This window comes from Pseudomonas sp. TWRC1-2 (assembly GCF_049896685.1).
In the GTDB taxonomy this organism is placed as follows: domain Bacteria; phylum Pseudomonadota; class Gammaproteobacteria; order Pseudomonadales; family Pseudomonadaceae; genus Aquipseudomonas.
Genome location: NZ_JAFCUU010000011.1, coordinates 96,520 through 109,736, shown reverse-complemented (window position 1 = coordinate 109,736; position 13,217 = coordinate 96,520). Strand labels below are relative to the sequence as shown.

The window sequence follows — 13,217 nt, the reverse complement described above, 5'->3', positions numbered from 1 at the left end:
CTAAGTTCTTTACTTGTAGCTGGAAGCTTCGAACTTGTCGCTGCGTAGTCCATAATGCGCGCCGGTTTTTGGGGTAATGGTCATGAGCACAGAAGATCCGCGGTTTGCAGGCGTCGCCCGCTTGTATGGCATTGAAGGCCTGGAACGCTTGAAAGCGGCCCATGTGGCGATCGTCGGCGTCGGCGGCGTAGGCTCGTGGGCGGCCGAAGCCATGGCCCGTTGCGGGGTGGGCGAGATTTCGCTGTTTGACCTGGACGACGTCTGCGTCAGCAACAGCAACCGCCAGTTGCACGCGCTGGACAGCACCGTGGGCAAGCCCAAGGTCGACGTCATGGCCGAGCGCCTGCGCGCTATCAACCCCGATTGCACCGTGCATGCGGTGGCGGACTTCGTGACCCGCGACACCATGGCCGAGTACATCACGCCGAATATCGATTGCGTGATCGACTGCATCGACGCCGTCAACGCCAAGGCTGCGCTGATTGCCTGGTGCAAGCGCCGCAAGATCCAGATCATCACCACTGGTGGTGCCGGCGGGCAGATCGACCCGACGCTGATCCAGGTGTGCGACCTGAACCGCACCTTTAACGACCCACTGGCCTCGAAGGTGCGCTCCACGTTGCGCCGCGATTACGGTTTCTCCCGCACCGTGACCCGCCATTACAGCGTGCCGTGCGTGTTTTCCACCGAGCAGCTGCGCTATCCCAAGCCGGACGGCAGCATTTGTCTGCAAAAAAGTTTCGTTGGGGATGGGGTGAAGCTGGACTGCGCCGGCGGGTTTGGCGCGGTGATGATGGTGACGGCCACGTTTGGCATGGTGGCGGCGACCAAGGCGGTGGACAAGATTGTGGCTGGGGTGCGCAGGCCGTCGGAGCGGGCCAAGCCCACTTAACTCTCACCCTCGGCACACGCCTAAAGTGTGGGAGCTGGCTTGCCTGCGATAGCATCACCGCAGTCTGATTGATTGACCGAGGTGTCTGCATCGCAGGCAAGCCAGCTCCCACATTTAGTTTTGCGTATGGCTTAGTTCGCGCATGCGCTGCAGGACTGCATTGAGGCCATTACTGCGCGACGGCGACAACTGCCGTGACAGGCCAAGCTGGGCAAACCAATCGGGCAGGTCAACGGCCTGCAACTGCGCCGCTGACAGCCCATTGACCCGCGCCAGCAGCAGCGCCACCAACCCGCGAATCATCCGCGCATCGCTGCTCGCGGCGAACTGCCAATGGCCGTTCTCAAGACGCCCCACCAACCACACCAGGCTTTCGCAGCCTTGCACCAGGTTGGCGTCGACTTTGTCCTCATCGGCCAAGGCTGGCAGGCGTTCGCCCCATTGCATCAGCATCCGCGCGCGCTGCTCCCAACTGCCGACCGCCTGAAAGGCGTGCAGGGCAGCGGCGGCTTCGGCCGGCAAGCTCATCGCAACATATCCAGCGCCTGGTCGAGGGCTTCAAAGAAGCGCTCCAGGTCATCGGAGTCGTTGTACAGCGCCAGGGACACGCGGATCGCCCCGGACAAGTGCATCGCCTTGAGCAACGGCATCGCGCAATGGTGGCCGGCGCGCACGGCGATGCCCTGTTCGGTCAGCAGGTGGGCGAGGTCGGCGTTGTGTATGCCTTCCACCACAAAGCTGGCCAAGGCTACGTGAGGTGATCCCAACACGCGGATGCCATTGCGTGCGTTCAAGCCGCGCAGCAGGTAGTCGTGCAGCGCCGCTTCATGGGCGATCACCGCTGGCTGATCCAACGAACTCAGGTAATCCAGGCTGGCACCCAGGCCGATCACGCTGGCGATCGGTGGCGTACCCGCTTCAAAACCCAGCGGGGCAGGGCGGAAACTGGCGCTGTGGTAGTCCGCCTGTTGCACCATCTCGCCGCCAAATTGCCAGTGGCGCAGGTGATGCAGGGCTTCGTGGCGGCCAAACAGCACGCCGACGCCGTCCGGGCCGTACAGTTTGTGGCTGGAAAATACGTAGAAGTCGCACCCCAGCGCCTGCACGTCATGGCGGCCATGCACGATGCCCTGGGCACCGTCGACCACGGTCAGCGCGCCGTGTGCCCGCGCCATCGCCAGCAAGGCGTCCAAGGGCTGCCAGGTGCCAAGCACATTGGAAAGCTGGCTCACCGCCAGCACGCGCGTGCGTGGGCCGATCAATTCGCCAGCGGCGTGCAGGTCAATCACGCCATCCTCACCCAGTGGCAACACCACCAGCGTGAGCGCGCGACGTTTGGCCAGTTGCTGCCAGGGCAGCAGGTTGGCGTGGTGTTCCAGGGCGCTGATAACAATTTCATCGCCCGCATTGAATAAGTGCTCAAGGCCATAGGCCAGGAGGTTCAGCGCAGAGGTTGCGCCGTGGGTAAAGATGATTTGCCCGCTGTCACCTGCGTTAAGCCACTGCGCGACCTTGCTGCGACTGTCTTCAAACGCCTGGGTCGCATGGGCGCCCGGCAAATGTTGGGCACGGTGCACATTGGCTGCGCCATTGGCGTAGTAATGGCTGATGGCATCCAACAGGGCCTGGGGTTTTTGCGTGGTGGCGGCGTTGTCCAGGTAAGTCTGGTCTTGCCGTTGCAGGGTGGCGATGGCCGGAAAGTCGGCGCGCCAGGGAGAGGGCACAAGCATGGTGTTCAAGACTCGTATAAGCGGGCCGACCCGAAGGCGCGACCCGCTAGTGGCATCGAGTGGCTGCTTAGTTGTGAGCGTGCAGCGCTTCGTTCAGTTCGATGGCCGATTTGTGGGTTTTGCACTCCACGGCACCGGTCTCGGAGTTACGGCGGAACAGCAGGTCCGGTTGGCCGGCCAGCTCGCGCGCCTTGACCACTTTGACCAGTTGGTTCTGCTCATCCAGCAGCGCGACCTTGGTGCCGGCGGTGACGTACAGGCCCGACTCCACGGTGTTACGGTCGCCCAACGGGATACCGATACCAGCGTTGGCACCGATCAGGCAGCCTTCGCCCACCTTGATCACGATGTTGCCGCCGCCCGACAGGGTGCCCATGGTGGAGCAACCGCCGCCCAGGTCTGAACCCTTGCCGACGAACACGCCAGCGGAGACGCGGCCTTCGATCATGCCCGGGCCTTCGGTGCCAGCGTTGAAGTTGACGAAGCCTTCGTGCATCACGGTGGTGCCTTCGCCCACATAGGCGCCCAGGCGGATACGCGCGGCATCAGCGATACGCACGCCGGCCGGGACCACGTAGTCGGTCATTTTCGGGAACTTGTCCACCGAGAACACTTCCAGCAGCTCGCCACGCAGGCGTGCTTCCAGTTGGCGTTCGGCCAGCTCATTGATGTCGATCGCGCCCTGGCTGGTCCACGCCACGTTCGGCAGTTGCGGGAATACACCGGCCAGGCTCAGGCCGTGTGGCTTGACCAGGCGGTGGGACAGCAGGTGCAGCTTGAGGTAGGCCTCAGGCGTGGAGGTCAGTGCGGCGTCTTCGGCCAGCAGGGTGGCGACCAGCGGGGTATGGCTTTCAGCCAGGCGGCTCAGCAGGGCAGCTTGGGCAGCGTCGACGCCTTTGAGCGCGTCAGCCATTTGCAGCGCCTGGGAGACGGTGAAGGTGATGGCCTGGTTGCCTTCGGTGTAGCCCAGGATCGGCGCAATGGCTGCGACGATGTCGGCCGACGGGTTGAGCAACGGTTGTGCGTAAAACACTTCCAGCCAAGCACCTTGGCGGTTCTGAGTGCCGACGCCGAAGCCCAGGCTGAACAGGGAATTGGACATGCTGTTACCTCTACAAAAATGGAAGGCTGGCCTACTTGAGGGCCGCCGAATAACTATCTGGCTTGAAGCCAATCAGGGTTCTGTCACCGAGATCGAGCACCGGGCGCTTGATCATCGAGGGTTGTGCGAGCATCAATTCAATGGCTTTCGACTGATCGAGATCGGCTTTGCGTTCGTCTTCGAGTTTGCGAAAGGTGGTGCCCGCACGGTTCAAAACCACCTGCCAACCGTGCTCGTTGCACCATTGGGTCAAGTGTTCGCGGTCGATACCGGCCGTTTTGTAGTCGTGAAACTCATAGCTCACAGCGTGCTCATCGAGCCAGGTGCGCGCTTTTTTCATGGTGTCGCAGGCTTTGATGCCGAAAAGGTGCAACGTTTTGCTTGAAGCGGTCAAGGAATTGCCCCCCTTTGGACCAAGTAGAAACGAAAGGTCACGGATTATGCCATGACCAGCAGGTTTGGGTGCCGCTCGTCATGCTTGCTGATGGCGCAGTGCGACTTTTGTGCAAACGCCACGGCGCGCCATGGCCGCGTAACATGGCTGGTTAACATAGCCGAGTAATATGGCACTTCAACGGCCAGCTGTTGCCTGATGGGTGTCGTTGCAAGTCGATTGTCCGGGAAACCCGCTTTATGCAAACCGCCTACACCGTTCTTATCCTGCTGATGCTGGTCAGCGTTTCGCGCCTGGTCGGGCGCATCATTCCTCTGCCGTTACCCCTGGTGCAGATCGCCGCCGGCGCTTTGTTGGCCTGGCCCACTCTGGGGCTGCATGTGGCGCTGGACCCTGAGTTGTTTCTGTTTCTGTTCCTGCCGCCGCTGTTGTTCTCCGATGGCTGGCGCATGCCCAAGCGCGAGCTCTGGCGATTGCGCGGCCCGATTCTGACGTTGGCGGTGGGGCTGGTGCTGTTCACCGTGGTGGGTGCTGGCTATTTCATTCATTGGATATTGCCGACGATCCCGTTGCCGGTGGCCTTCGCCCTGGCGGCGGTTTTATCGCCGACGGATGCCGTGGCGGTGTCGGCCATTGCCCAGAATCGTCTGCCCAAGCCGTTGATGCACATGCTTCAGGGCGAAGCGTTGATGAATGATGCCTCGGGCCTGGTGACCTTCAAGTTCGCCCTGGCGGCGGCGCTGACCGGCGTGTTCTCCCTGGCGGATGCCAGCCTGACCTTTGTGCTGGTCGCCGTGGGTGGTCTGGCGGTTGGCGTGGCGCTGAGCTGGCTGGTCGGCCGTTTGCGCGCCTGGATGATCGCGCGCGGTTGGGATGACCCGGCCACGCATGTGGTGTTCATGTTGCTGTTGCCGTTTGCGGCCTATGTATTGGCGGAGCGCCTGGGCGCATCGGGCATTCTCTCGGCGGTGGCGGCGGGCATGATGCAAAGCTGGCTCGACCTGTTGCCGCGCCAGACCAGCACGCGCTTGCTTAACCGCAGTGTCTGGTCGCTGCTGGAGTTTGCCTTCAATGGCCTGATCTTCCTGCTGTTGGGCCTGCAACTGCCGGACATCATCAAGGCTGTGGTCAGCCACGAGACAACGTTGTGGCCCACCCTGCTGTATCGCTGCCTGGATGTGATTGCGATCTTTGTGGTGCTGGTGGTGTTGCGCTTTATCTGGGTGCAGAGCATCTGGCGCCTGTCGGGTTTACTGCGACGCCTGCGTGGCAAAAGCGAACTGACCCTGGTGCCGACCGCGCGCTCCTGCTGGCTATTGACGGTCGGCGGCGTGCGCGGTGCGGTGACCCTGGCCGGTGTGATGTCGGTGCCCCTGCTGCTGGCGCCGGGCGAGGCCTTTCCTGAGCGCGACCTGCTGATCTTCATCGCTGCCGGGGTGATTCTGCTATCGCTGATCGCCGCTTGCATCGCGCTGCCGTTGCTGTTGCGCGGCATCGAGCAAAGTCCCGACGAAAAGCGTCATAACGAAGTGCGCGAGGCGTGGAAAAAGACCGCCGTGGCGGCGATCCATGCCCTTGAAGCGGAAGAACCCGCCGAAACCGAAACCTCGGACGCCGCCCAGGCCGCACTGGCCACTGAGCTCAAGGCGCGGCTGATGTCGGAATATCGCCATCAGTTGGAAGTGTTCAATGACTCCGCCGACGCCCAGGCGCTGGCGCTGCAGATGGACCAGCTGGAGCGCAAATTACGCCTCAAGGCCCTGCGAGCGCAGCGGTTGGAGTTGTACAGCTTGAGCCGTCATCACCAGATTGGTGATGACGTTTTGCGTGAAGTGCTGGCGGATCTGGACATGAGCGAGGCGAATCTGGGTCATGTGAAATGACCCATAAGTGTCAGCGGCGGCGCTGAATGAAGTCGCGAATGCGCTGGGCCGCTTCAACACACTCCGCCAACGGTGCAACCAGCGCCATGCGCACGCGCCCGGCGCCTGGGTTGACGCCGTCCACGTCCCGGGACAGGTACGAACCTGGCACCACAGTCACGTGTTCTTCCACGAACAGGTCACGGCAGAACGCGGCGTCGTCGCCATTCACGTTCGGCCACAGGTAAAACCCGCCGTCCGGGCTTTGTACGTCCAGCACCGGCTTGAGAATGGCCAGCACGGCGTCAAACTTCTCGCGGTACAGGTCACGGTTGGCCAGCACGTGGGCTTCATCCTGCCAGGCCGCGATGCTCGCCCGTTGGGTTTGCACCGGCATCGCGCAGCCATGGTAGGTGCGGTACAGCAAAAAGGCCTTGAGGATGTCGGCATCGCCGGCCACAAAGCCCGAGCGCAGGCCCGGCAGGTTGGAGCGCTTGGACAGGCTGTGGAAGACCACGCAGCGTTTGAAATCCTGACGGCCAAGCTCGACGCAGGCACTGAGCAGGCCGGGCGGCGGGGTTTGTTCGTCGAAATACAACTCGCTGTAGCACTCGTCGGAGGCGATGACGAAGTCGTACTCGTCGGCCAGGGCGATGAGCTTTTTCAGGGTGTGGACCGGAATCAGGGCGCCGGTGGGGTTGCCCGGCGAGCACAGGAACAGGATCTGGCAGCGTTTCCAGATGTCCGGCGACACGGCGTCAAAATCCGGGTTGAAACCGTTGGTGTCCAGGCACGGCAGGTAATGCGGCTTGGCGCCGGCCAGGAACGCGGCGCCTTCGTAGATCTGGTAGAACGGGTTCGGGCTCACTACCAATGCGTCGTCAGCGCGGTTGACCACGGTCTGGGTGAAGGCAAACAGCGCTTCACGGGTGCCGTTGACCGGCAGGATATTGCGCGCCGGGTCCAGCCAACCCTTGGGCACGTTGAAGCGGCGTTCGCACCAGGCGCCGATGGCCTCGCGCAATGCCGGGATGCCCAGCGTCGTCGGGTACACGGCCATCTGGTCGAGGTTGTCAGCCAGCGCCTTGGCAACGAACTCCGGCGATGTGTGCTTGGGCTCACCGATGGACAGCGCAATCGGGCGTTTGTCCGGGTTCGGCGTGACGCTGCCGAGCAGGGCGCGCAGTTTCTCGAACGGGTAGGGCTGCAGCTGGTTCAGGGCGTTGTTCATGTAAGCCTCTATTGCAATGGGCACGAACCCTGTGGGAGCTGGCTTGCCTGCGCTGGCATCGCTGCGTTGCGCCAGACACACCGCGGTGCCCGCATCGCAGGCAAGCCAGCTCCCACATGAATCGCGTTCATACAGTTAAGAAATCAAATAGTCAGCCGCGTCAGCTCGACGCCGGGTTCCTGGGTCACGCTCAGTTGCTGGACGATTGCGTCCTGCAAACGTCGGCACAGTTCAGGGTCGGACAGCGGCTGGTTGTCGGCGTCGGTAATGAAGAACACGTCCTCCACGCGCTCGCCGAGGGTCGCAATCTTGGCGTTCTGCAACGACAGGTCGAACTCCAGGAAAATCCCGCCGATGCGCGCCAGCAAGCCGGGGCGGTCCGGCGCGCTGAGTTCCAGCACGGTCACCGGGCGCTGGGCGTCGTTGGAAATGGTCACCTGAGGCGCAAAGGCAAAGTGCTTGAGCTGACGCGGTACCCGACGCTGGATGATCGTCGGGTAATCGTCCGGGTTGCGCAGCGCTTCGGTCAGGCCTTCGCGGATCTTTTTCACGCGCACCGGGTTATCGCCGATGGAGTCGCCGTCGGTGTCGAGCACGATGTAGGTGTCGAGGGTGAACTGGCTGCTCGAGGTGATGACCCGCGCGTCATGGATGTTCAGGTTCAGCTGGTCCATGGCCGCCACGGTCACGGCGAAGAAGTCGTGCTGGTCGGGCGCATAGATGAAGATCTGCGTGCCACCCTCGAATTCGCGTTGGGTGGTTTCCTTGATCAGTACCAGCGGGCCACCATCGGCAGGCTGCTGCAGGATCGCGTCACTGTGCCAGGCCACGTCGCCGGCAGTGTGGCGCAGGAAGTAATCGTCGCCCAGCTGCGACCACAGCTGCTCAACGTCGTCCGGGTCATTGCCGCCGCGCACCAGGATATCCAGGGCCGCGCTTTGGGTGCGGCGGATCTGCTCCTCGCGGTCTACCGGGTTTTCCAGGCCGCGGCGCAGCGCGCGCTTGGTCTCGGTGTAGAGCTGGCGCAGCAGGCTGGCGCGCCAGGAGTTCCACAATGTCGGGTTGGTGGCATTGATGTCGGAGACGGTCAGCACATAGAGATAGTCGAGGCGGGTTTCATCACCGACGATGCCGGCGAAGTCGTGGATCACCTGCGGGTCGGACAAGTCCTTGCGCTGGGCGGTGGTCGACATCACCAGGTGGTTCTGTACCAGCCAGACGATCAGGCGGCTGTCCCACAGCGGCAGTTGATGGCGCTGGCAGAACGCCTCGGCATCGACTGCGCCGATTTCCGAGTGGTCGCCGTGCCGGCCCTTGCCGATGTCGTGGTACAGGCCGGCCAGGTAGATCAGTTCCGGTTTGGGCAGCTTGGCCATGAGCTTGCTGGCCAGCGGGAATTTCTCTGACACCTGGGTGTACTGCAACTTACGCAGGTGCTTGATCAGGTTCAGCGTGTGGGCGTCTACGGTGTAGATGTGGAACAGGTCGTGCTGCATCTGCCCGACGATAAAGCCGAACTCCGGCAGGTACCGCCCGAGAATGCCGTATCGGTTCATGCGCCGCAGGTTGCGGTGGATGCCGATTTTGCATTTGAACAGCTCGATAAACAGGCTGGTGTTGCGGATGTCATTGCGAAAATCATCATCGATCAGATGACGGTTTTCTCGCAGCAGGCGGATGGTGTCGGCACGCACGCCTTTGATCTCCGGCTGCTGGGCCATCAGCACGAAGATTTCCAGCATGGCGAACGGGGTGCGGCGGAACACGTTATCGTTGCGCGCCTCGATGTAGCCGTCGTGCAGTTGGAAGCGCGAGTTGATCGGCTGCGGCGGTGCTTCGTCTTCGGGGGCCAGGATCACTTCTTCGAAGTGCTGGATGATCAGGTCGCTGAGCTGAGCGATGCTCATGACCACCCGGTAGTACTGCTGCATGAAGCTTTCGATGCTGGTCTTCGCGTCCTCGCCCTCAAACCCCAGGAGGGTGGCGATGGAGCGCTGGTGGTCGAACAGCAGGCGGTCTTCGGAGCGCCCGGCGAGCATGTGCAGCGCATAGCGCACTTTCCACAGGAACTCCTGGGACGAGGCCAGCAGGGCGTTTTCGCTCTCTACCAGAAAGCCTTCGCCGGCCAGGGCGCGCAGGTTCAGGGTGCCGTATTGGCGACGCGCGACCCACAAAATGGTCTGGATATCGCGCAGTCCGCCCGGTGAGCCTTTGACGTTGGGTTCCAGGTTGTATTCGGTGTCGTTGTACTTGTGGTGCCGGGCTTTCTGCTCGGCACGCTTGGCCAGGAAGAACTCCTTGCTCGGCCACATATGCGCGGTGCTGGTGACTTCCAGCATGCGTTTGCGCAGGCGCTCGGGGCCGGCAATGGTGCGGCTTTCCATCAAGTTGGTGATGACGGTGAGGTCGGCGCGCGCCTCTTCGGCGCATTCGTCTACCGAGCGAACGCTCTGGCCGACTTCCAGGCCGATGTCCCACAACAGCGTCAGAAAGCGCTCGATGGAATCGCGAAAGATCTCATGATCGGCGCTGTCCAGCAGGATCAGCAGGTCGATGTCGGAGTAGGGGTGCAGCTCACCGCGACCGTAGCCGCCGACGGCCACCAGGGCGATATCGGCGTCTTCACTCCAGTTGAACTGTTCCCAGGCCTTTTGCAGGATGTTGTCGACGAACCAGGCACGGTCCTCGATCAGCCGACGAATGTCCCGGCCACTGCGAAAGCGCGCATCGAGCACTTCGCGGGCCTGGCGAATAGCCTTCTTGAAGGCGAAGATGGGGCTTGCCTTCAAGGCCAGTTCAGCCTGGAACTGGCCACGGTCGAAGAGTTCGGGATCCACCTGGGGCATCGATCGGCTTTCCTTTCTATCTATCAGTCAGTCACAACACCGTTGGGGGAAAACCCAAGCAACCTTTACGCTGAAACGCGTGGAATCGTGTCGTCTGCGCGCAAGGTGAAGATCTCGTAGCCGGTTTCGGTGACCAGCAGGGTGTGTTCCCACTGTGCCGAGAGCTTGCGGTCCTTGGTGATGGCGGTCCAGCCGTCGCCCAGCACTTTGGTGTCGGCCTTGCCCTGGTTGATCATCGGCTCGATGGTGAAGGTCATGCCCGCCTTGAGTTCCATGCCGGTGCCGGCGCGACCGTAATGCAGGATCTGCGGTTCTTCGTGGAATACTTTGCCGATGCCGTGGCCACAGAATTCGCGGACCACCGAGAAGCCGTTCTTTTCAGCGTGCTTCTGGATCACTTCACCGATATCGCCCAGGCGGCAGCCGGGCTTGACGATTTCGATGGCCTTGTACATGCATTCCTGGGTGACCTGCGACAGGCGCTCGGCCCAGACCGGCACGGTGCCGACGTGGAACATGCGGCTGGTGTCGCCGTGGTAGCCGTCTTTGATCACGGTCACGTCGATGTTCAGGGTGTCGCCGTCTTTCAACGGCTTGTCGCCTGGAATCCCGTGGCAGACCACGTGGTTGATCGAGGTGCAGATGGACTTGGGGAAGCCCTTGTAGTTCAGCGGCGCAGGGATGGCTTTTTGCACGTCGACAATATAGTCGTGGCAGATGCGGTCCAGGGCTTCGGTGGTCACGCCTGGCTTGACGTGTTCGGCAATCATTTCCAGCACGTCGGCAGCCAGTTTGCCGGCAACGCGCATGCCTGCGATGTCTTCGGCGGTTTTCAAGGTAACGGTCATACAGGCTCTCTCTAGCGCGACGCGCTGAAATCAATACGGTTTACGGGCGTGCGACAAAAGGTTGCAGAATTCGCACAAGCCCCAAAAAAACGCGATTCTACCAGACGCGGGCGGCAAACCATGAGCGTCTGACGATCGCTTCTCTCTATAAGGTAGGGGCATGTTGGCTCTATTCAAAGGCTTACGCAAAAGCCGATCACGGCAAATGTGATTGCGGGTTTCGTTTTTGTCCTTCGTGTGGTATAAAATGCGCCGCTTTCCGGGGATACCCCGCAAAGCTTAAATCCACACACGTGTCGACACGATGACCTGGGTGCCGGAGGCGAATGCCGCTGGTTGGTCATTGGGATACGTGGAGGCCAAACCCGACTTATTAAGGAACTATCATGTCCCAAGTCAACATGCGCGATATGCTGAAGGCCGGTGTGCACTTCGGTCACCAGACCCGTTACTGGAACCCGAAAATGGGTAAATACATTTTCGGCGCGCGTAACAAGATCCACATTATCAACCTTGAAAAAACCCTGCCAATGTTCAACGAAGCGCTGACTTTCGTAGAGCGTCTGGCCCAGGGCAAAAACAAGATTCTGTTCGTCGGCACCAAGCGTTCCGCTGGCAAGATCGTTGCTGAAGAAGCAGCACGTTGCGGTTCGCCGTACGTCGATCACCGCTGGTTGGGCGGCATGCTGACCAACTTCAAAACCATCCGTGCTTCCATCAAGCGTCTGCGTGACCTTGAAGTGCAAGCCGAAGACGGTACTTTCGCCAAGCTGACCAAGAAAGAGGCGCTGATGCGCACTCGCGACCTGGAAAAGCTCGATCGTTCCCTGGGTGGTATCAAGGACATGGGCGGTCTGCCTGACGCACTGTTCGTTATCGACGTTGATCACGAGCGCATCGCGATCACCGAAGCCAACAAGCTGGGCATCCCTGTTATCGGCGTAGTCGATACCAACAGCAGCCCGGAAGGCGTTGACTACATCATCCCAGGCAACGATGACGCAATCCGCGCTATCCAGCTGTACATGGGTTCGATGGCTGACGCTGTAATCCGTGGTCGCAACCACGTTGCTGGCGGTACCGAGCAGTTCGTTGAAGAAGCTCCGGTAGCTGCCGCTGAGTAACTGACGCCCTGGCGTTGACTCAGTAAGCAAAAAGGGGGCTTGGCCCCCTTTTTGCCACCTCGAAAACCATTTGTCGGCAGCGCAGCTACATCTTTTGTAACGTGCAGCGGCCTACAAGGGTGATTCGGGAAGAATTGATCGCCCGTTTGATCGGGTGGAATGGTTGAAAACCTATCCAAGAGGATTTTGAAATGGCAGAGATTACTGCAGCGTTGGTTAAAGAACTGCGTGAGCGTACCGGCGAAGGCATGATGGATTGCAAAAAGGCCTTGACCAAGGCCGGCGGCGACATCGAAAAAGCCATTGATGACATGCGTGCTTCCGGCGCCATCAAGGCTGCCAAGAAAGCAGGCAACGTAGCTGCTGAAGGCGCTATCGCTCTGAAAGAAGACGGTAAGTCCGCTGTTCTGCTGGAAGTGAACTCGCAGACCGACTTCCTGGCTCTGCAAGACGACTTCAAGGCATTTGTTGCTGCTAGCGTTGAAAAAGCGTTCGCCGACAAACTGACCACTGTTGAGCCGTTGATCGAAGCTCAAGAAGCTGCTCGCCTGGTACTGGTCGGCAAGGTTGGCGAAAACGTCAACATCCGTCGTCTGGCGCGCATCGAAGGTGATGTGGTTGGCGGTTACCTGCACGGTAACAAAATCGGCGTTGTGGTTGCCCTCAAAGGCGGCGACGTTGAGCTGGCCAAAGACATCGCTATGCACGTAGCGGCCAGCAACCCAGAGTTCCTGCTGCCGTCGGAAGTGTCTGCTGACGCAATCGAGCGCGAAAAAGCTGTGTTCCTGAGCCTGAACGCTGACAAGATCGCCGGCAAGCCAGAAAACATCGTTGAAAACATGATCAAAGGCCGTATCAGCAAGTTCCTGGCTGAAGCGAGCCTGGTTGAGCAGGCGTTCGTGAAGAATCCTGAAATCAAGGTTGGCGAACTGGCCAAGAAAGCTGGTGCTGAAATCGTTTCCTTCACTTACTACAAGGTAGGCGAAGGCATCGAGAAGCCGGTCGACAACTTCGCTGAAGAAGTTGCTGCCCAGCTGGCTGCCGCCAAGCAATAAGACAGTTTTCAACTGTCGCCCGAAAGAGGCTGCCCGCTCACGCGCGCAGCCTCTTTTCAAATGGGAAGACCAATTTTTATTTGGTTTCCTCTCGGAACTGGCTTACAAAGCCGTGTTCCGATGGCGCTGAGAC

The 13,217-nt window shown here is 60.7% G+C and carries 11 protein-coding genes; 4 read left to right on the top strand and 7 right to left on the bottom strand.

Features of this window, described 5'->3' with window-relative positions; all coding sequences use genetic code 11:
• The first annotated feature begins 82 nt into the window (after positions 1–82).
• A complete protein-coding gene (tcdA, locus tag ACP7B3_RS26415; RefSeq protein WP_426182000.1) occupies positions 83–892 on the top strand; it encodes a tRNA cyclic N6-threonylcarbamoyladenosine(37) synthase TcdA in 810 nt (269 codons plus the stop codon).
• A 114-nt stretch (positions 893–1,006) separates the two neighbouring features.
• Here the strand turns inward: tcdA and ACP7B3_RS26410 are convergent, their stop codons facing one another.
• The 4 genes from ACP7B3_RS26410 to ACP7B3_RS26395 all read right to left on the bottom strand — a co-directional run bounded on the left by ACP7B3_RS26410 (position 1,007) and on the right by ACP7B3_RS26395 (position 4,064).
• Entirely contained in the window at positions 1,007–1,420 is a 414-nt protein-coding gene (locus ACP7B3_RS26410; protein WP_426181997.1) for a SufE family protein, read from the bottom strand.
• A complete protein-coding gene (locus ACP7B3_RS26405; RefSeq protein WP_426181994.1) occupies positions 1,417–2,622 on the bottom strand; it encodes an aminotransferase class V-fold PLP-dependent enzyme in 1,206 nt (401 codons plus the stop codon). Before ACP7B3_RS26405 ends, ACP7B3_RS26410 begins: the two co-directional genes overlap by 4 nt.
• Positions 2,623–2,689: 67 nt before the next feature.
• A complete protein-coding gene (gene dapD, locus ACP7B3_RS26400; RefSeq protein WP_145161856.1) occupies positions 2,690–3,724 on the bottom strand; it encodes a 2,3,4,5-tetrahydropyridine-2,6-dicarboxylate N-succinyltransferase in 1,035 nt (344 codons plus the stop codon).
• Between the two features lie 31 nt (positions 3,725–3,755).
• Positions 3,756–4,064, bottom strand: a complete 309-nt coding sequence (locus ACP7B3_RS26395; protein WP_231982825.1) for an arsenate reductase — start codon at positions 4,062–4,064, stop codon at positions 3,756–3,758.
• Between the two features lie 293 nt (positions 4,065–4,357).
• Between ACP7B3_RS26395 and ACP7B3_RS26390 the strand changes: the two genes are divergently transcribed.
• Positions 4,358–6,001 carry a Na+/H+ antiporter gene (locus ACP7B3_RS26390; RefSeq protein WP_262210438.1) on the top strand — a complete coding sequence of 548 codons (1,644 nt, stop codon included), beginning with the start codon at positions 4,358–4,360 and terminating at the stop codon, positions 5,999–6,001.
• A 10-nt stretch (positions 6,002–6,011) separates the two neighbouring features.
• Here ACP7B3_RS26390 and dapC read toward each other — a convergent pair whose 3' ends face one another.
• From dapC to map, 3 genes are all read right to left on the bottom strand, one after another.
• The gene (dapC, locus tag ACP7B3_RS26385; protein ID WP_426181989.1) at positions 6,012–7,211 is read right to left on the bottom strand and encodes a succinyldiaminopimelate transaminase; all 1,200 of its coding nucleotides are present in this window, start codon (positions 7,209–7,211) and stop codon (positions 6,012–6,014) included.
• Positions 7,212–7,354: 143 nt separating this feature from the next.
• Positions 7,355–10,057 carry a [protein-PII] uridylyltransferase gene (locus tag ACP7B3_RS26380; RefSeq protein ID WP_242194295.1) on the bottom strand — a complete coding sequence of 901 codons (2,703 nt, stop codon included), beginning with the start codon at positions 10,055–10,057 and terminating at the stop codon, positions 7,355–7,357.
• Between the two features lie 65 nt (positions 10,058–10,122).
• On the bottom strand, positions 10,123–10,905 hold the full coding sequence (map, locus tag ACP7B3_RS26375) for a type I methionyl aminopeptidase (protein WP_073522657.1): 783 nt from the start codon (positions 10,903–10,905) through the stop codon (positions 10,123–10,125).
• A gap of 386 nt (positions 10,906–11,291) precedes the next feature.
• Between map and rpsB the strand changes: the two genes are divergently transcribed.
• Positions 11,292–12,029, top strand: coding sequence for a 30S ribosomal protein S2 (gene rpsB / locus ACP7B3_RS26370; protein WP_003219330.1), 738 nt, complete (start codon positions 11,292–11,294; stop codon positions 12,027–12,029).
• 191 nt (positions 12,030–12,220) lie between these two features.
• On the top strand, positions 12,221–13,084 hold the full coding sequence (gene tsf / locus ACP7B3_RS26365) for a translation elongation factor Ts (protein ID WP_083359812.1): 864 nt from the start codon (positions 12,221–12,223) through the stop codon (positions 13,082–13,084).
• The last annotated feature ends 133 nt before the right edge of the window (positions 13,085–13,217 follow it).

What these genes read in the sequence shown, in the direction of transcription:
- tcdA (WP_426182000.1), top strand. Translation starts at nt 83, where the DNA reads ATGAGCACAGAAGATCCGCGGTTTGCAGGCGTCGCCCGCTTGTATGGC.
- ACP7B3_RS26410 (WP_426181997.1), bottom strand. Translation starts at nt 1,420, where the DNA reads ATGAGCTTGCCGGCCGAAGCCGCCGCTGCCCTGCACGCCTTTCAGGCG.
- ACP7B3_RS26405 (WP_426181994.1), bottom strand. Translation starts at nt 2,622, where the DNA reads ATGCTTGTGCCCTCTCCCTGGCGCGCCGACTTTCCGGCCATCGCCACC.
- dapD (WP_145161856.1), bottom strand. Translation starts at nt 3,724, where the DNA reads ATGTCCAATTCCCTGTTCAGCCTGGGCTTCGGCGTCGGCACTCAGAAC.
- ACP7B3_RS26395 (WP_231982825.1), bottom strand. Translation starts at nt 4,064, where the DNA reads ATGAAAAAAGCGCGCACCTGGCTCGATGAGCACGCTGTGAGCTATGAG.
- ACP7B3_RS26390 (WP_262210438.1), top strand. Translation starts at nt 4,358, where the DNA reads ATGCAAACCGCCTACACCGTTCTTATCCTGCTGATGCTGGTCAGCGTT.
- dapC (WP_426181989.1), bottom strand. Translation starts at nt 7,211, where the DNA reads ATGAACAACGCCCTGAACCAGCTGCAGCCCTACCCGTTCGAGAAACTG.
- ACP7B3_RS26380 (WP_242194295.1), bottom strand. Translation starts at nt 10,057, where the DNA reads ATGCCCCAGGTGGATCCCGAACTCTTCGACCGTGGCCAGTTCCAGGCT.
- map (WP_073522657.1), bottom strand. Translation starts at nt 10,905, where the DNA reads ATGACCGTTACCTTGAAAACCGCCGAAGACATCGCAGGCATGCGCGTT.
- rpsB (WP_003219330.1), top strand. Translation starts at nt 11,292, where the DNA reads ATGTCCCAAGTCAACATGCGCGATATGCTGAAGGCCGGTGTGCACTTC.
- tsf (WP_083359812.1), top strand. Translation starts at nt 12,221, where the DNA reads ATGGCAGAGATTACTGCAGCGTTGGTTAAAGAACTGCGTGAGCGTACC.